Origin of the sequence: Chthonomonas sp. (assembly GCF_035294505.1) — a bacterium.
In the GTDB taxonomy this organism is placed as follows: domain Bacteria; phylum Armatimonadota; class Chthonomonadetes; order Chthonomonadales; family Chthonomonadaceae; genus Chthonomonas.
Map to the genome: position 1 here is coordinate 92148 of NZ_DATGKU010000174.1, position 18001 is coordinate 110148.

13 protein-coding genes are annotated in these 18001 nt (G+C 54.9%); 9 read left to right on the plus strand and 4 right to left on the minus strand.

The annotated features are described in order from the left end of the window. Positions 1 to 93: 93 nt before the first annotated feature. Complete coding sequence (gene holA / locus VKV18_RS10280) at positions 94 to 1248, plus strand: DNA polymerase III subunit delta (protein ID WP_324204116.1); 1155 nt, start codon at positions 94 to 96, stop codon at positions 1246 to 1248. Between the two features lie 35 nt (positions 1249 to 1283). On the opposite strand, the gene rpsT is transcribed toward holA, so the two are convergent. Together rpsT and VKV18_RS10290 are read right to left on the minus strand one after the other, a co-directional pair. Further along, on the minus strand, positions 1284 to 1574 hold the full coding sequence (rpsT, locus tag VKV18_RS10285) for a 30S ribosomal protein S20 (protein WP_324204117.1): 291 nt from the start codon (positions 1572 to 1574) through the stop codon (positions 1284 to 1286). Between the two features lie 93 nt (positions 1575 to 1667). Continuing rightward, the gene (locus tag VKV18_RS10290; protein ID WP_324204118.1) at positions 1668 to 3830 is read right to left on the minus strand and encodes a hypothetical protein; all 2163 of its coding nucleotides are present in this window, start codon (positions 3828 to 3830) and stop codon (positions 1668 to 1670) included. A 179-nt stretch (positions 3831 to 4009) separates the two neighbouring features. On the opposite strand from VKV18_RS10290, the gene VKV18_RS10295 reads away from it, so the two are divergent. The 4 genes from VKV18_RS10295 to VKV18_RS10310 all read left to right on the plus strand — a co-directional run bounded on the left by VKV18_RS10295 (position 4010) and on the right by VKV18_RS10310 (position 9519). Then, on the plus strand, positions 4010 to 4990 hold the full coding sequence (locus VKV18_RS10295) for an N-acetylglucosamine kinase (protein WP_324204119.1): 981 nt from the start codon (positions 4010 to 4012) through the stop codon (positions 4988 to 4990). Between the two features lie 81 nt (positions 4991 to 5071). Then, entirely contained in the window at positions 5072 to 6706 is a 1635-nt protein-coding gene (locus tag VKV18_RS10300) for an Hsp70 family protein (RefSeq protein ID WP_324204120.1), read from the plus strand. 34 nt (positions 6707 to 6740) lie between these two features. Continuing rightward, positions 6741 to 8549, plus strand: a complete 1809-nt coding sequence (locus VKV18_RS10305) for a tetratricopeptide repeat protein (RefSeq protein ID WP_324204121.1) — start codon at positions 6741 to 6743, stop codon at positions 8547 to 8549. Between the two features lie 19 nt (positions 8550 to 8568). Beyond that, positions 8569 to 9519, plus strand: a complete 951-nt coding sequence (locus VKV18_RS10310; RefSeq protein WP_324204122.1) for a TIGR01777 family oxidoreductase — start codon at positions 8569 to 8571, stop codon at positions 9517 to 9519. A 46-nt stretch (positions 9520 to 9565) separates the two neighbouring features. Here VKV18_RS10310 and VKV18_RS10315 read toward each other — a convergent pair whose 3' ends face one another. Then, positions 9566 to 10516, minus strand: a complete 951-nt coding sequence (locus VKV18_RS10315) for a hypothetical protein (protein ID WP_324204123.1) — start codon at positions 10514 to 10516, stop codon at positions 9566 to 9568. Positions 10517 to 10834: 318 nt separating this feature from the next. On the opposite strand from VKV18_RS10315, the gene VKV18_RS10320 reads away from it, so the two are divergent. Continuing rightward, on the plus strand, positions 10835 to 13030 hold the full coding sequence (locus VKV18_RS10320) for a GH116 family glycosyl-hydrolase (RefSeq protein WP_324204124.1): 2196 nt from the start codon (positions 10835 to 10837) through the stop codon (positions 13028 to 13030). A 94-nt stretch (positions 13031 to 13124) separates the two neighbouring features. Here the strand turns inward: VKV18_RS10320 and VKV18_RS10325 are convergent, their stop codons facing one another. Next, on the minus strand, positions 13125 to 14273 hold the full coding sequence (locus VKV18_RS10325) for a GntR family transcriptional regulator (protein WP_324204125.1): 1149 nt from the start codon (positions 14271 to 14273) through the stop codon (positions 13125 to 13127). Between the two features lie 274 nt (positions 14274 to 14547). Between VKV18_RS10325 and VKV18_RS10330 the strand changes: the two genes are divergently transcribed. The 3 genes from VKV18_RS10330 to serC all read left to right on the plus strand — a co-directional run bounded on the left by VKV18_RS10330 (position 14548) and on the right by serC (position 18001). Continuing rightward, complete coding sequence (locus tag VKV18_RS10330) at positions 14548 to 15669, plus strand: Zn-dependent alcohol dehydrogenase (protein WP_324204126.1); 1122 nt, start codon at positions 14548 to 14550, stop codon at positions 15667 to 15669. A 20-nt stretch (positions 15670 to 15689) separates the two neighbouring features. Beyond that, positions 15690 to 16799, plus strand: a complete 1110-nt coding sequence (locus tag VKV18_RS10335) for a DUF2252 family protein (RefSeq protein WP_324204127.1) — start codon at positions 15690 to 15692, stop codon at positions 16797 to 16799. 104 nt (positions 16800 to 16903) lie between these two features. Continuing rightward, the gene (gene serC / locus VKV18_RS10340; RefSeq protein ID WP_324204128.1) at positions 16904 to 18001 is read left to right on the plus strand and encodes a 3-phosphoserine/phosphohydroxythreonine transaminase; all 1098 of its coding nucleotides are present in this window, start codon (positions 16904 to 16906) and stop codon (positions 17999 to 18001) included.

Consider the following 18001-nt stretch of genomic DNA (forward strand, 5'->3'; position numbering starts at 1 on the left):
CTTGAGACCGAATTATTCGCTAACTGTCAACAAAGAAAGGAGGGGGCGCTTCCTCTGTCGCCTAAAGACGACAGTCTCCGCGCCGAAATTTCGATGAGTAGAGAGATTGTTTACACCCCCAGTAGTCCGCAACTGCTCTGGCAAAAACAGTTGCTCCCGATCTATCTTTTTTGGGGATCGGCAGATAAGCTCAAAGAGGAGGCCATCGCTGCTCTCAAACACCATCTCATCGAACCGTCTTTTGCCGAGTTTGACTATGAGGTTCTCGACGCCGCTACCACCTCCCTCGATGCCATTCTCGCCGCGGCGTGCCAGGCCCCGTTCGGCTCTAGCCGGCGGCTCGTGGTCGTGCACGGAGCGGAGATTTGGCGCGAAAAGGCGCGATCCAATGAGGCCGATAGACTGGCCGAAGCTATCTCCCATCTTCCAACCTCCTGCTGCGTAGCCCTCATCGTTGCTGCACAGAATGATGAGGACAAACGCAAGACAGTCCTTACCCCACGCCTCGATAAAGCTATTGGAGAAAAAGGAGCTTTGGTCTCCTGTCGATCGCCTTCCGCTGATACCTTAAAAAAGTGGCTCCTACAAAAAGCTCAGAAGGAAAACAAAACCTTTGAGCCGGCAGCGCTTGAACTTCTACTCACAACCACCGGTCACGAGCTGCACACGCTTGAGCAGGAGTTGGCCAAGTTGCTCGCCTATAGCGGCACACGCCCCGTGATCACCAAAGCCGACGTACAAACGCTTGCCACCGATACCCCAGAAGATGTTATCTTCGCTGCGGTTGATGCCGTCGTTAAGCGTCAAGCGGAACTGGCGCTCCAACTCCTCGCCGAACTTCATCGTTATGAGCCGAAACCGCAGGCCGTAGCCGCCAAGTTTCTTGCGCTGCTTGCCCGCCAGTTCCGCTTGTTATGGCAGGCCAAGCTGTTGATTGAGCTGGGCATTAGCCCCAACCAAGTTTCCCATCTGCCGGAGGATATCGCTGCAGAATTGCCTAAAGAGGCTTCCATCACCGGGATGCACTGGAAAGCACGAGAGCTATTCGATCTGGCGAAACAGTGGTCGTGGCACGACTTAGCCGCCGCCATGGATCAGCTCTTAGAATGCGACACCGCCAATAAAGGTGCGGCAGTCCTCGATATCGGGCTTTTCGGAGCCGACCCGGCCCGTAACCTTCAAATTCTCGTTCTATCCCTCGCGTCCACACCCCTATCAACAGCAAACCCCACTATCTCTAAGAGATAGTGGGGCTATTCAGGGAAGCAAAGGTACGATCCTAATCAAGATGCGTTTTGACCGGCCTGCTGTAACTGTTTATGATAGTACTTCATGAGCCGAGACTTACGCCGCGCAGCCTGGTTTTTATGGATGATACCCCGCTCGGCGGTTTTATCAATCACCTTATAGGCAAGCTGTATGGCCTTCGCAATCTCCTCTTCTGCAGCGCCGCTGTCTATGGCAAGACGCGCCTTCTTGATAAAAGTCTTCATGGCCGACTTGGCCGCCACGTTCCTCAAATGATTCTTACGTGACTTGATAACATCCTTTTTAACCGATTTAATGTTGGGCAAAGATGCTCCCCCCCTTAACGCTTAGAGCGTAATAGTATCCTGGTTCGTTTCGGAAGTATACCGCATCAAACCTATCTTGTGCAAGTTAAGCCATCACGAAATCCCTCCGGACAGTCTCTCGGTTCGCCTGCCTCCTTCGCACAACACCAGCCCTAACCCCTGCTGCGCTAACAGGGCCGCCGCCGGAACGCCGGCATCGTTGAACAACAGGGAACAGACAACGCCTCCATAAAATCCCAGCCACATCGCGCGTTCCACAACTCCCTGCTGCGCTTTCTGTAAACGATGGAGGTAACCCGTAGCCATAAGATTGCCTAGTAAAACGGCCGCCCATGGACTATGGAACAATAGAAATCCTTCCATCCTCAGTTTTCGCAAAACGACTACGGCAAAACTTCCACCGCCCTCACCTTTCAAAGCCCGCGCGAGATGCGATTCATTGGCACCATGAAAATGAAGGTCTATTAACGCCAAACCCTCGAAAAGCAGCAGTGCCAGCACACCAAGCCAGGCTATCTCTTTCCAGCCAACCCGATCTTTTATCGAAGCGAAGAGAGCAAGACCGAATGCCCCGATCCCTGTCGGTATCGCCCCAACCTTTGCTCCCCATTGCGGCCACGCCACAACAAATAAAATAACAGCATAGACTACTACCGCCTTTAGCCATTTTCCCTTTTCCCCTATCAGCCACGGCAACATCACCAACGCAGCCCCGAACAAGGCACCCATGTACTCGTTGCCAATACCAAAGAACCGTGCCCCCTCCATCATCGAGTAGCTCATCCAAGCCCGGCGAATAAGATGAGAGCCTGTTAGCAGATCTCCGACCACGCATACTACGAAAACGCCGGCCATTGTCCTAAATACCGATACGGCGTCCCGTTGGGTACGCCACATCCATTCCCCCAGAGCAGCAAGACCCATCAAGCTGATCCCTAAGGCGATTCCGGCGGTAATTTCATTGAAAGCAAACAATGCCGGCAGCACAAGCAGGAGAAGAGGCAAAAGTCCGATTATCAATCCAAAAACCGATGGTGAGAGCTTCTGCCGTTTCCAGCATACCACGCCGCCCAAAATACACAACAGTTGTAGGGTTGGCAAGCCTCCATAAAGATTCTGCAACTCGGCTTGCATCACAAGCGACCGAAAATAGTCGCAAAAACTTTTGTAGGAGAAGCTTCGCCCTGCTTTAAACTCCCAAGCACGCCCTACAACGCTACGCGGTATGCGGTGTAGGCCAAGCTGTCGTGCGATTGTGGGCAAGAGATCGGTATTTACCCCAAGCCCATCCCACCGGGTAGAAGGGGGAAAGATCGTTCCATGTGGAACTCCCTGCCCCATTAAAAGCACCGGAGCTAAACGCTCACCTGTCGTTGCATTGGAACTTGGGCCTGGAGCGCAGCACCAGAAAATGGCGTCGGGACGGCTTCGAACCCACTCGATCACACCCAGCATCAACCGACCTAGCCGCCCTAGCGCCTCGCGACGATATGTCGCGACCATAGAAGGGAGACAGGAAGTGGCCTCCTCTGTCGCTCTCTGCAGATCAAAGAAGCTGATAACGGTCAGGCGTGTATTTGGCGGCAGTTGATTGAAGGCCCTAAGCATTCTGTCAACATCCGCCTCTGCGCCTTCCGGTGCCAGGAGGTTTGCCCTCGCACAAAAGAGTCGAGGCCCTGCCAAGTCCACAAAGCCATCCGCATCCATGGCCACCAGCAAAGCCTCATTCGCACGGACGTTGTTGTCAGCATCCGCAAAGGCCGCAGTCGCCCCGCCATAGAGGTGCACAAACGCACCTAAGAGACCGATATCTATCGGGTACCCGATGCGCCTGTTGACCTCATAACATTGTCGGAGCAAGGCCACATTCAACGCGCTTCCCTCAAATCTGTTCATGGATGTAGGGGGATATTCTGCCAAAATGCCATTGGGTGGCGCTACTGCACGACAGCCCGTTCCTAGGCTCAACAACAGCGAAGCAAGCCGATCGGCACCCTTTGCATTCAGCAGGTTGCGTGGCACGTTTGATGCAGCCCGACACACCATCCAGCCGCATACTCCCTGCGACGAAAACGCCTGCATAGCCGGGCGGAGAGGGAGTGTTTTCAAATCGGCACAGGTAAGGTCGGGGACAATGAGCAGAACAATACGTGGTGCCGCCGTGCAACTTCGCTGCAATACAAGCAGCAGCCAGAACGCCAACCAGCCCACAATTCGTTTTCTGACAGATAAGTGATGAATGGAATCCACACGCATAAAAGCTTCCGCGACATCCTTTCACAAAGTTCCTCGCACATTCATTCTAGCCCTATTATAAGGGGTTTCCATACTTCGCTGCCATTTTTCCTCTTGCGAGAAGCGCTCTCTAAAGCAGGAATCCTGAGGTCTTAAAGTGAATTGGTAGGTGGAATACGCTGCAGAGATGAGGAGTAAAGATGCGCCTTGTGTTGGGTGTAGATGGAGGGCAAACGCGCACTCTGGCCGTTGTTGCCGACGAAACGGGCAAGCTGCTCGGTTTCGGCATCGGCGGCCCTGCCAATCACATCCACGAGCCGGGCGGCATCGAGCGCGTACAACGCTCCCTTACCGATGCCATTCAGGGCGCTTTGAACACTGCCGGGCTGCCTCAAGGTCGCCTAGCTGCCGCCTGTTTAGGCATGACTGGTAGCTCTGCAGCTATGGAGGCCATCTGTACCCCACTCGTGCCTGCGGAACAGATAATCTTCGGTCACGATACACGCATTGCATTTTATTCCGTCACGTTTGGTAGCCCGGGTGTTGTTGTTATTGGAGGTACCGGCTCGGTTGCCTACGGTGTCAACGCGCAGGGGGAAGAGGCGCTTGTCGGCGGCTGGGGTTATCTTATGGGCGATGAAGGAAGCGGCTACTGGATCGCTCTGAAGGCGCTCAATGCCTGTTGTCGCGCTGCCGACGGCATCCTCCCTCCTACTCTCCTACAGCCGCTTATTCTACGGCACCTGGAGGTGGAGAACCTAAAGCAGCTTCATACCCTCCTCTATTCCGGCAAGCTTTCTCGCCCCGACATCGCCGCTCTGTCCGAAATCGTTGGGATGGCGGCAGCACAAGGCGATGCCATAGCACAACAAATCTTGCGTGAGGCAGGTCGGGAGCTTGCTCTCCTTGCCGTTACCGCTATCTGCCGATTGGGTATGGAGAAACAAGAGGTCACCGTTGGCACCGTCGGCGGTGTTTTTCGGGCAGGTCGCTCCATCCTACGCCCCTTCCGCACCGCCATTAAGCGACGAGCCCCCTATGCCTGTATAACCTCTGCTCGTCTTCCGGCGGCGGTGGGAGCCGCGCTCATCGCGTTGGAGGCCATTGGCGTTCCCCCCAACGAACCGCTCCTTCATCATCTCAGGCAGAGTCTAAAAAAGAGAAACCTCTTGAAGTCTTGAGCCATTTTGTGCGTAAATAAGAAATAAGCGGCAATAATATAAAAAGACGCGCATATTGGTGCGAGCGCGCATGAAGGTGGTATGGAAACACATTGGGCTATTGATTTAGGAACAACCAATACACTCATCGCCAAGTGGGTTGGAACCCACGCGGTAACTATCGCCCTAGAAGACCTGGTGGATTACGAGCCGGCCTGGCAAACGCCTCTTATCCCGTCGGCCATCTTTTTTCAAGATACGCAGCGGGCTATTATCGGAAAGCCGGCCCTTGCCTCTCGCGAAATTCTGCACGGGCTCGATCTGCAGGGGCTAGGCCCACTCGCGCGTTCCTTCAAGAGAACTCTGGCCCGCGCAAGCCAACAGGCCGTTGCACAGGTAGGCTCAGAGACCATTTCGGCTCGCCAATGCGCCACCACCTTTTTACGCGAGCTGCTGGCCGCCACCGCCGAATACGAGCGTCAAAAATCGGACCCACACCGCACGCGCCTACAGCGTTTCATTAGCCTCTTACGATGGTGGCGCAAGGAGGGACAGGTAACCGATCTCACGATGACGGTGCCTGTGGAGAGCTACGAGCCTTATCGGGCTGAACTCTACCAGATCGCCCGCAAACTCGGTGTCAGCCATTTCCGCACCCTCGATGAGCCGGTGGCCGCGGCCCTCGGCTATGGTATTGACCTTAGCGATGAAAAGCATCTGCTTGTTGTGGATTTCGGTGGAGGCACGCTCGACCTCGCCGTTGTTCGAACACACCCTACCCACCCCTCCGGTCGTGATGCCTCCCAACATCGCGCTACCCTCCTGGCCGGCCGCGGCGCTGAACTTGGCGGCGAAACGGTAGACCAATGGCTTGCCGACTTCGCCTGCCAAAAGCTACGCGCTCATCAGATGGCTTTGCGACCGGTGCTTCTCGCTCAAGCCGAAGCCGTTAAGAAAGACCTTAGTAACAAGGCCTCCATCGCCGATAGCAGCTTTTTCCTCCTACAAGGTGCCGGACGCATCGAAATTACGCGCCAGGAGTTTATTGACCTGCTGGAAGAACGCGGCCTCTACCGCACTCTCGAGGTGTTAACCGACGCGGTTCTGGACGACTGCCGTCATGAACTTGATGAGGCCGACATAGATGCCGTTCTCCTCGTTGGGGGTTCGACCCTTCTCCCCGGCGTCCGCGATCTCTTCGAGAAGCTTTTCGGGCCTCAGCGAGTTCACTACTGGGAGCCGTTTGAGGCCGTAGTAAAGGGAGCGGCCATCTTCGGAGCCGGATATAGCGTAGACCAGATCATCCACCATGACTACGCCATCCGCGTCTATAACGATGCGGAACAGAAAGCCGAATATGAGCGTCTGATCCGAAGGGGCACGAGCTATCCTACTCCGGTGCCCTTTGAGACACGCTACTACGCCGTAACCGAAGGCCAGCAGCTGTTCCGCCTCCCCGTCTGCGAGGTCGGCTACGCGGGGCGTATGAATCTGCCGTGGAAGCGCCGTAGCAACGGCAATGAATACTGGATACCTACCGAAGCCGAGGAGGCCGAGTGCGTTATCACCCTCAACGAGGGCGATACTTTGCGCCTCATACCGCCAGGACAAGGGCCCCAGGCCCGCCTGCGAATCGATTTCTCAATAGATAGCAATCGCTATCTCTGTGCAACGATTCACGATCTGCTGAAACAGCGCGACCTGCGTACGGATGAACGTGTTGTAAAACTGCGCTGATCGCCACAAATAAGGAACATGAAGGAGATGGCCGATGCCCACTCAAAGAGAGGCAGGCCTGCGTGCACTCAAACAAGGGGATTTTGAAAGGGCGCGTGTGTTGTTGGAAAGCGCCTGTTGGCAGTACCCCGAAGACTTCAAAGCACACTACCTACTCGGTGCCGTCTATTATAACTGCCGGCGCTACGACCAGGCCGTCTCGGCTCTACAGAGAGCCGTGTTTCTTAAGCCGCATTCGCCACAAGCCCACTACAACCTCGGCATTGCCCTGGAACGCATAGGCAAATGGGAAGATGCGGCCAATGAGGTGCGCAAAGCGCTGGAACTCGACCCACACTATGAGGTCGCCTCCGGCACCCTACGCAAATGGGCACGCGCCGGTAAAATCTCTCTAACTCCTGAAGAAGAAGCCAAACTGTTGGCCGGCCTGCCCCGCAACTGGCTAACTCAACAAAATGCCGACACATCGGCCGCTTCTATGGAGGCACCTTCCGACGCAGTGCAGAGTTCCCCAGAAGCCGAACCTCAGAAGGCAGCCCCATCCGCACAAGCAGCCATGCTGCCGCCCTTTGTTGAGATCGCGCCTTCGAGGCCGGAAAGCATCAGCCCGCCTCTCAATCAACCGATTACCGCTCAGGATACCCCCTCCGATTTGTCATCTGTAAATCCGCCTAATCTTGCCAGCGATTCCGCAACGGTCGTCGAGACAACCACTCAACCGGGGGAGGCGCGGACACAGACCTCCTCCGATGAAATCAAAGAGGATTCTCTACAGACGGATATCCCTGTTCTGCAGCCAACCTTGCTCACACCACCACCCATCGAATGGTCTCAACCTGACGAGGTGCCGCTGGTACCCGAGCCGCCCGATCCTATCCTCTTGCAGGAAGTCATGGAGTCCGACGACGTTGCCACAACAACACCCCCGCCCATTCTCTCTGAAGTGGTTTCACCACCCAAAGCGCTTCAAGAGAAAACCGCTGATAATAATACGGAACCGGCAGAGCCATCAGCCATAGCGGTACCTGAAGAGGTATCCGCCCCACCTGAAGTAACAGAACCTTCCGACGTCAACGTCCTCGACCTGCTTGCCCCACCCGAGGTGTTCGAGCTACCCACCCCCGAATCACTCCCAACGCACCCCGTGCCTCCCCCGGTTATCGAGACAAGGGAAGAGGAATCGAATCTCGTAAGGGCTTCTGCACCGACCGATTCCGCTCTCCAACAAGAGGATATCAGCCCTACCACTACCGCTCTGGAGCCACCTGCTGTTGCTCTCAACGATCCCACAGTGCTCGAAACAGAGACAACGCCCTCCTCCACCGTATCTCCGCAAGCCCAACCACAGCCCACATTCTCGGAGCCTTCGATTGGCGAACCGCTTCTCGGTCACGCCAGCCGTGAATCCGTACAAGAGAGAGCCTCTGCCCAACAGACTGCCGCTTCCCCTACCCACGAGCCATCTCAATCGGCAGAAGCGCCTGAAGAGGCTGTAAGTGCCGAGATTCCACCGCACGTTCAACCCAAATCGCGCCAAACAAAAGCACGGGGCTCGGTCGAAGATGACGCGGAGGACTATAGCTACTTTGTGCCCGTTCCTTGCCAAGAGGCCACCGAAGCGTTACAAATCGCCATCGCCAGCCTCATCCTCTTTGTAATAGGTGTTGTTTTAGGCCCCATCGCCATTCGTAAAGCAATCGAAGCCAAACGTTGGATCGCTGCTAGCCCCTATTTCACAGGCGCCACACAAGCAAACATCGCCCTCGTACTGGGCATTCTCAGCACCGTCATTTCCCTGCTCTTCTGCATTCACTACGCCCCTTCCCTATTCTCGACCCATTAGAGAGGATCACATTGTTTCTATGCACATTCTCGTCACAGGCGCAACCGGTTTTCTGGGTAAAGCCCTCTGCGCTCAACTGCTGAGGGATGGACACACCCTAGCGGTTGTAACACGCCACCCTGAGGGAGTTCCTCGCCTTTTTGGAGCGAATGTCAAAAGCATCTGTTGGAACGATAAAGAGGCTCTTCACACAGCTTTAGAAGAGTCTCAGGCTGTGATCAACTTAGCGGGGGCTTCTATCGCCGGTAAGCGCTGGAACGCTGCCTACAAGGAGGAGCTGGTGCGCTCGCGTGTGGAGACCACACATACCCTCGTGGAGTGCATGCGCAACTGTAAAAATCCTCCCTCCACTCTTCTCTCCGCCTCTGCCGTAGGCTACTACGGAGACTGTAACGATAAGATGATCACCGAAGAGCGGCCCGCCGGCTCCGATTTTTTGGCAGAGCTTTGTCTTCAGTGGGAGACCGAGGCCAACCGCGCGCGCCAATGCAAAGCTCGTGTGGCGACCATGCGACTGGCTACGGTGCTTGGGCCAGGCGGTGCCTTAGCGAGGATGCTACGGCCTTTCCCCTCCATCCCCTTCAACCCATGGAAACTCGGTTTAGGAGGCCCGTTCGGATCGGGAAAACAGTGGATGCCCTGGATCCATCTTGAAGATGCCGTCGGCCTCTTCCTCTGGGCACTTCAGGAAGATCGTCTGGATGGCCCGTGCAACGCCGTAGCGCCCGAAACGATAAGCAATCTAGAGTTCGCCCGCGCCCTTGCAGCCATCTATGGGAAGCGCCCCTCCTTCCCGCTCCCCGCATTCGTATTGCGTATCCTTTTAGGAGAGTTTGCCGATTCGCTGCTCGCCAGCCAGCGCGTGGTTCCTACCGTAGCAAAACGCCTTGGCTATACCTACCGGTATCCCGAGCTTATTCCGGCCCTAAAACAGAGCGTAACCGCGTTGGAGACAAGGCCGAAGGGCTAAATAGGGTTTGAAGAGCCTAACCTCAGCCCTCAAAGCAACCCATGCATTAGCGTCCTTTTTGATGCGTAACCTGTTTCTTGGACTGTACTTTCTCCTTTTGCTTGATAGCCTGCTCTAACCGTGCACGTAGGCGCGAGAGATACTCATAACCGGCCTGCTCTTCGGGCGTTTTAGGTCTAATGGGGGTAACCGTAGGTGGATAGGCAACGTACTTGCCGTTTATTTCATAATACATTTTGCCATTGTGCAGACCGATGGACGGATAACCAACCTCTGTGGCATACTGCCTCCAAAGCAGGTTTGCTGCTCGGCGCAAGTATTTGAGTTGCTTCACAGAAAGACCGGTGGGAATCGGCGGTTGCGGCCCCTTCCAGTGGCTGTGGGCAGCACGATCCAATACGGCAAACATCCTCTCTCCTCCAATACGCCTTATTAAATCTTTGGCAAGAAACGATTCGGAGGGAAAAGGCTTATACACATCTACATCCTCATAGGCCTGGCAAAGGGCGTCCACGCTGAGAGGGCTATGTGTTTGCAAATAGAACTGGTAAAGATTATCGAGACAGAGCTTCACTAACTTTTGCTCAAAAGGCGGATACTCGGCAAATGGCCGCAAGATGCGGTCGCGCTCTTGTTTCATGTAGAGGGCCAGCATACCCAGTTTAAACAGGTTCATGGGCGTCGGTTGGGTTTGCGCATCCTGTTGCCACCGTTCTAAAAGAATATCGCGCTTATGTCCTATCGCCTGCAGGTATCCTACCGCAGCCACATAGTCCTGAGGGTTTTGGAGCATCTCCTTTTGGAACAGAGGCGCTGCCTGATCGTACTTGCCGGCTTTCAAGAGAGAGTAGGCCTCGCGGAATAAGGGTGTCTCTGTTTCAACGTATTCCGTTAATGGAATGGAGAACCAGAAGCAACCGGGAAAGTAGGCATTGTCGGTAAAGTTATCTGCCCAGGCAGCTGCTAGGCAACAGACCAACAGAAAACTAACTAGCATAGATACACATGCACAATTTTTCTTCATGGGGCTGGTCTCCTTAGTTATTGTCTTGCGTCAAAGCCTTTGACATCATGACGCGCTGTTCTGGTTTATACAAGTAGCCCCTCAGTCTCGATAACAGCATGCTATATGTTACATCGCGAATATTAAGCGGTGGTTAACATAAAATTAATTTTCTATTAAGGCTGCCACCGTTCTCCAAAAACACTCTATGCCGATAACTCTTTCCATCGAGTGAGAGATTGAGAGCTAAACCTCATTCGAAGTGTGTATACTAACTCTGCTTCCAAAGTTGTCGTGGAGGGGGAGGAAGGCATGCAAAGGGTCTATCGTCAAATTCTCATCTTGGTCGCCGTTGCTCTGGTGCACTTAGCATTGTCTGTCCAAGCCGTATTGGCGGCAAACAGTCGTTCCTATCCGGTGATGCTTGGAGGCATCGGGTCGGGTGCCGTTCTGCTCGATAACACGGGAACGATTTCCGCTGCAGCGCCCATTCCCGATCGCCCTCGCAGGTTTTCGCCGGATGAAACCGGCTTTCTTGCTGCACGCATTCGCATTGGGGACGAAACGCATGCCTTCGCCCTCTCTTCTCAGAGTGTGAAGCAAATCCCTTGCCTGCCTTCCTTACTCAGCACTCCTGGATTTCCTATCTCCGAGTTTGAAGTGCCAAGCACCGACTCGCCGATAGCAACCCAACTTCGCATCTTCTCTCCCTTCATCCCTCACGATCTGCCCAATTCCACGCTGCCGGCAGTCGCCTTTATTGTCACCTTTCACAATCCACTCCCTATTGCGGCCAAGGTAAGCGCGCTCATCTCATGTCCATCGCTCTTCGTAGCCCCCGACCAGGCCGAGATATTGCCCGCCTCAAATGGCTTCTTTGGAGCGCACATCACGAGCGCACAGGGTGAAACGGCAGTCTATACCTACCCCCAAAGAGGAGATGCCACCGTAACCTCCCTGTGCTGGAACGGATCCGAGCAAACGGTAAGTTGGTGGCGTTCCTTTGTGGATACAGGGAACCTCACCGGATCGCAGCAGCTCCACGAGGTCGCCAAACCGGCCATAGCCCTTGCCGTGCATCTGACACTAGCACCCCACGATCAGGTGCAAATTCCTTTTGTGTTAGCCTGGTACGCCCACACGGCCCAATCGTTTTACTACGCAACCCTCTTCCCGAACGCCACGGCCATAGCCCAACGACTTCTTGCTAACTGGCTTGCGCTTTATGCCCTCACTGCGGAGTGGCAAGACAACCTTAAGTTTTCAAACCTTCCAAGTCCGCTCATTCAAAGGCTCGGTGACTGCCTTCAACCGCTGCTCACCGAAGCGGCTATAGACCACGACGGTTTTCTAAGCATCCCCCGCAGCGATACACGTATGGAAACAGGCTCACTCAGCCCTGCGGAAGATGCGATCAGCAAACAATTGTCTCTCTCTCTTCCGCTACTTGACCTCTATCCAGACCTGATAGCCAAAGAAATCGAAAGTCTGGGAACGGCCTTTCGGCAACACAAAGATTATGCCGTCGCCGTCCCGCTGCTGCTGCTCAGCGACGCCTATGTCCGACAAACAGGTAACCTCTTTCTGGTTCAAAACGAGAAGCCCATCCTCCATGACGCCTCTCAAATGCTCGATTCCACCTCTCAGCCGACACTCAGTCTGTGGAGATGGGGGGCCCTTTCAGCGGCGGTCTCTCTGGCAAACCTTCTCAATGATAAAGACCTCGCGACGCATCTACTGCAATCGCTTGCCGAAGAGACCCAAACGATCGGCAACATTTTCCACAATTCCATAACTTCACCCGAGCCTTCCCTCGTGAATCCTTCGCACTGGCTAGTACCGGCCGCGCTCCTCCATGCTTTCGACGAAAATCTCTCTTTGCCTATTCCATCCATCCCCCCCACATACCCTAACGTATCTACCATGAACGACATCCTCTTGCCCGCTTATCTCTACGTCCTTATCATGCAAAACCATCCAGATGCAGGACTACGCTATTCTCTTTCCTACCACCCTATCGAGACGAATAACCCCCTCCAGTGCATTCTTTGGGGCTTACTTGATGTGTTGTCCGGTTTTCAAGTCGATCAAGTTACCGAAAGTGTCTGGCTTCTACCCGATATCCCCGGCGACTGGCCTCGCCTGGAATGCCCTATCTTCTCTGCCAATCTTTGGGCCACTCTTCATTACACACCTACAGCCCGAGGCGAAAACATGCGGTTATACATCGCTCGCCTTTTCGCTCCAGGGCCACTCGCCTATCCCCCTAGCTCCGAACTGCTTCCCAAACTCCCTCCGCCACATCTCATCATCAGGTCACTCTTCATACCGGCACCACCTCGTGGACTGCATCACCTATCCACGAGTCTTCCGGAAGTCCATCTCAGCCTAGCCCAACGCCCACTTGGTTTTCGCCTGAAGCCCGTTAATCCTTCTGTTCTCTGCCTGCAACTCGATACTCCCCTGCAATTAACTGCTGGCGATACGCTCGATATTGAAGTCCACTAAGTAGGGGCAGGTTTGAAACCTGCCCCTACATGTTGCAGCGGCTTCTATAGGCTCAATACCCTCCTACTCCGCTCTTGCCTAAATGCAATGCCGATTACCCTGCTAGGGCCGGTTGAAGCAGATTTTGAGGCTCGATAACCTCAAATACGCCGCGCGCCGCCCAACCGTACTGAGAGGTAAGGCGCGGCAGAAGGTACATAGGCACTTTGCGCACAATCGGCGGGCGCTTTACCTGCCCATGCTGGCGTTCCCACAGCAGATCGGCGGCCTCCCGACCGATCTGTTCCCACGGCATGTAGAGCGTGGTGAGAAAATGGGCACCGCCGATGGCCGTATTATCGAACCCTACCAAGGCCGGCCATCTTACGGTCGGCACATCGCTGTTGCGCAAAACCGAAAGTACACCGAGCGCTATGCGATCATTGGCAGCGACTATCGCGGTCATCTCACCTATTCGGCGTAACAGAGCCTCCCCGAGTTCGATACCAATGTGGAACATCGCCTCTCCCGTCCACGTTGGCACCTTGGAAGGGTGAAACGCAAGCCCTTGCGGGCTAAGCCCACTTGCTTCTAACGCTTCACGCCACCCCTCCTCACGCAATGCAGACCATTCAAAGCCCGGATGCAGATTCGAGGAGGTATGTGCCCCCAAAAAGGCGATTTGGCGATGTCCCAACCGGATAAGATGGTTGGTCGCCATACGCCCTCCCTCAAACTCATCAAAGGCCACCACATCGCCTAACCCCTCGAGTGAATGGGAGGCATAGGTTACGTTGGGCAGAGCCTCGTGGTCGAAATAGGCGAACATTTCCCTGTTCTCCGGGGAGGAGATATCGCCAAAAACGCCCAAAATGGCGGGAAGCTGCCCTTGTTGAAAAAGCTCTCTCAACTGTGACGGGCGCATGGCCAGAGTGGCCGCACCGAGCTGAGCCATGCGCATCTCGAATCCATGTTGTGCAGCCAGAGGAATGCCGTCCTGGACGAGCCATAGATAGAACCCCTCCAGAGGAACAGGGCGCCTTCGCACGAACGTCCCCACGCGAGAGACCGTGCAGAGCAATCCTTCTTCCACCAGAGTTTGCATAGCACGATGGGTAACATTGACTGAAATGTTATATTTTTTCGCTAACTCCTTCATGGGAGGCAGTGTCTCACCAGGTTGTAAACTGCCAGAACGCACCGCCTCACGCAAATCTTGAATGAGCGCGTTCCGACGTCGTTCCACCTCTCTTCGTGTTGCCATAACTTACACTCTCCAAAGGGACTACTTCGCGTACTTTAGGTCTTAACGGTATACGCGAAAATTCACATAGTTTAAAACAGTTAGTATTTCCTAAAAAGTTCCCTCACCGATATAGCCTCCCCCTAAAGAGGCCTCTTACTAGGAAATACCTGTATCGAAAGACTCTTTTAACGCCGAAAAGTTTCGCCTTTTCTCAACACATCGAAATGCAGGACATCGGCATGTCCTTGTTGAAGTTATAGGTTAAACAGAATCGAGGAGGAGGAAGGAGAATATGTCGAGCCGTCAAGGGAAAGCGGTACTGCTGAACGCCCCCGATACGCCCGCCGTTGTTGAGGATATCCTTGTAGACCCGCCCGGCCCCAATGAGGTTCTTGTGAGAATCGTCGCCAGCGGGGTATGCCATACAGACCTCACGGTGAAAAATCTGAAAGGCATGGGCATGCCTTTCCCCATCGTACTCGGCCATGAGGGCGCCGGTTATGTCGAAGAGGTAGGGGAAGGGGTAACCCATCTCGCGCCAGGCGACCCGGTGGTACTTGCCTACCGCGCCCCTTGCGAACAGTGCCCGGCCTGCCGTCGGGGAGATCCACGCCACTGCTACGTAGCCCTACGTCCCAAACAACGCATTCACCGCAAGCGCGATGGTGCTCTCTGTTCGCAAGTGCTTCGCTGCGGCACCTTCAGCACCTATACGGTGGTTCATGCAAAGGCTGCCATCAAGATGCCTACGGATATGCCCCTCGACAAGGCATGTCTCATTGCCTGCGGAGTCGTCACCGGCGTCGGTGCTACCTTCAACACCACCCCGGTCTTTGCCGGCTCTCGCGTGGCCGTTATTGGCTGCGGAGGGGTGGGGCTAAGTGTCATTCAGGGTGCAAAGCTAGCCCATGCGCGTCAGATCATCGCCATTGACATTAACCCAACGAAGCTGGAATGGGCCCGAAAGTTCGGAGCCACGCACACCGTTAATGCGCGCGAGACAGACCCTGTTGCCGTCGTGCGCGCCCTTACCGAAGATGGCTACGACGGTGGGGTAGAGTTCGCCTTTGAGGCCACCGGCATCCCCTCCTGCATCGAACAGGCCGTACGCATGCTCGCCTATGGAGGTACCGCAACAACCATAGGCCTTCCTGCAGCCACCGATAGCGTTACCCTTAATTTGGGCGATATGGCCACCGGTGTCTATTGGAACAAAGCCGCCCTGCGGGTCTGCCATGCGGGCGATACGCTTCCGTCACACGATTTTCCCCTCCTGGCCCAGCTCTACCTACAAAAACAGCTTAATCTCGACGACATGGTCACCCGAATTATCGGGCTAGAGGATGTGGAAGACGCCTTCCATGAGATGGAAACAGGCAATGTGATCCGCTCGGTCATTAAACTTCCTGTATAAAGGGGGGGCACCTGCACCGGGTGAAGATACAACGAGCAACACAACTCTACAACGAATGGATGGCCCTTTATACCGTGCCGGTAGAATCGGATCTGCAACTCAAATACAAGGCCATGGCCTCCGGCGCATTCCCTTTTTTACGGGCCACCTTCTATCGCTGGATGCAGCGTTGGCCGAAGGTTTGCTCCGAGTTTGCTAAAGCGCCTGTTGTGCTTGCCGTTGGCGACCTCCATGTGGAAAACTTCGGCACCTGGCGCGACGCCGAGGGACGCCTTGTTTGGGGCATCAACGACTTTGACGAGACGGCGCATTTCCCCTATACTCTTGACCTTACCCGCCTCGCAACAAGTGCTCTCTTGGCTATCAAGGAGAACCACCTTCATCTCGCAGCCGACACGGCCTGCACGGCCATTCTGGAGGGCTATCTTGAAAGCCTTGAGAAAGGTGGGCGTCCTTATGTTCTTGCCGAAGAGCACGGTTGGCTACGCCGTTTAAGCACCGGTGAACTGCGTAACCCCGAAAAGTTCTTCCAAAAAATGAACGCCCTACCCGATCCGGAAGAGCCGATTCCAGAAAGCGCCCAAGTGGCGCTGGAACACCTTTTACCGGCGAAGGGGCTAGCTTATAAGCTGAAACGCCGCATCGCAGGACTTGGTAGCCTCGGACGCCCGCGCTATGCGGCTATCGCTGAATGGGAAGGAGGTCTGGTTGTTCGTGAAGCGAAAGCGCTCCTTCCCTCGGCAGCCCTTTGGGCAGCGGGGCTGGAGCGTGCTCCTGAAATCTATTACCAGGCTATTCTCGATCGCTCCGTGCGCTGTCGTGATCCCTTCGTTCGCCTTGAAGGGCACTGGATCGTCCGCCGTCTCGCGCCCGATTGCTCGCGGATCGAGCTATCTCAGTTGCCTCAGGAGCGTGATGAAAAAAGGCTTCTCCATGCCATGGGCTTTGAAACAGCCAACGTTCACCTCGGCTCCGCAAACTGCTTAGCAGATGTCTTTCCACACGCAAAACGACTTAAAGCCGGCCAACTACTTTCTGCAGCTCAAGCGATGGCAGAAGCTACCCTCGACGATTGGCAGAAATGGTGCCAAGAACCCTTGCCTGAGAAAAAAACGACGAAGTCACGCTAGAGCCTCATCGCGCAACCTCTTTTTGGGGTATTGGTATTAAGAAGGAAAATCGTGCCGCTAGCAACGGCATGTGTCGAGCCTTACTTTAGAACAGGGAGCTTTCTATGGAAAGAATCTATAACTTTAGCGCCGGCCCCGCCATGTTGCCCCTACCGGTGCTCGAAGAAGCGAGCAAAGGCGTGCTCGAAATCCAAAATTCCGGCATGTCCATTCTAGAGGTCAGCCATCGGGGCAAACACTATGAAGCCATTCACCACGATACCATCCAACGTGTGCTCTCCGTGCTCAACCTCTCCCCCGACGAATTCGATGTTCTCTTTTTGGGCGGAGGGGCGAGCTTGCAGTTTGCCATGCTCCCAATGAACTTCCTTCGTGCCGGTCAAACGGCCGACTATGTCAACACCGGCGAATGGGCTGTTAAAGCCATCGCCGAGGCAAAACGCTTCGGCACCGTGAATATTGCCGGCACCTCAGAAGATAGACGCTATTCCTACATCCCTACCGACCTGCATCTCTCCCCAAACGCGCGCTATGTCCACATCACTACAAACAACACAATCGAAGGTACCGAATGGCATACCCTACCGGTGACCAACGGGGTGCCGCTGGTGGCAGACTGCTCCTCCGATATCTTTGCACGCGAATTAGACTATTCGCGTTTCCACCTCTTTTATGCCGGCGCTCAAAAAAACGCCGGCCCCGCGGGCGTTACCCTCGTGGTGGCGAGAAAAGAGTTTCTGCAACAAGCTGCCGACGATGTGCCCGTTATCCTCTCCTACAAAACCCACGCGAAGGCGAATTCGCTCTACAATACACCCCCAGTATTCGCCATCTACGTGATGAACCTGGTTCTGAAATGGATCGAGGCCCAGGGAGGCCTCAAAGCCGTTGAAGCGAATAATCGCCAGAAAGCAGCCCTCATCTACGACGCCCTCGATGCGCACCCCGATGTCTACGAACCCACCGTAACGCAAAAGGCCGATCGCTCCCTCATGAATGTGACCTTCCGGCTTAAAAACACGGAATGGGAAACGGCTTTCCTAGAAGGCGCCAAGGCGAGAAGAATGGATGGCTTGAAAGGCCACCGATCCGTAGGAGGGTTTCGCGCCTCCATCTACAATGCATTTCCTTTAGAAGGCTGTCAGGCGCTTGCAGACTATCTCCATGCATTCGCCTCCAACCCCACATCAAAAGCGAGCTAA

Excerpts from the sequence above, each read along its gene's own strand:
- holA (WP_324204116.1), top strand. The coding sequence starts at position 94 with ATGAGTAGAGAGATTGTTTACACCCCCAGTAGTCCGCAACTGCTCTGG.
- VKV18_RS10290 (WP_324204118.1), bottom strand. The coding sequence starts at position 3,830 with ATGCGTGTGGATTCCATTCATCACTTATCTGTCAGAAAACGAATTGTG.
- VKV18_RS10295 (WP_324204119.1), top strand. The coding sequence starts at position 4,010 with ATGCGCCTTGTGTTGGGTGTAGATGGAGGGCAAACGCGCACTCTGGCC.
- VKV18_RS10300 (WP_324204120.1), top strand. The coding sequence starts at position 5,072 with ATGGAAACACATTGGGCTATTGATTTAGGAACAACCAATACACTCATC.
- VKV18_RS10305 (WP_324204121.1), top strand. The coding sequence starts at position 6,741 with ATGCCCACTCAAAGAGAGGCAGGCCTGCGTGCACTCAAACAAGGGGAT.
- VKV18_RS10310 (WP_324204122.1), top strand. The coding sequence starts at position 8,569 with ATGCACATTCTCGTCACAGGCGCAACCGGTTTTCTGGGTAAAGCCCTC.
- VKV18_RS10315 (WP_324204123.1), bottom strand. The coding sequence starts at position 10,516 with ATGCTAGTTAGTTTTCTGTTGGTCTGTTGCCTAGCAGCTGCCTGGGCA.
- VKV18_RS10320 (WP_324204124.1), top strand. The coding sequence starts at position 10,835 with ATGCAAAGGGTCTATCGTCAAATTCTCATCTTGGTCGCCGTTGCTCTG.
- VKV18_RS10325 (WP_324204125.1), bottom strand. The coding sequence starts at position 14,273 with ATGGCAACACGAAGAGAGGTGGAACGACGTCGGAACGCGCTCATTCAA.
- VKV18_RS10330 (WP_324204126.1), top strand. The coding sequence starts at position 14,548 with ATGTCGAGCCGTCAAGGGAAAGCGGTACTGCTGAACGCCCCCGATACG.
- serC (WP_324204128.1), top strand. The coding sequence starts at position 16,904 with ATGGAAAGAATCTATAACTTTAGCGCCGGCCCCGCCATGTTGCCCCTA.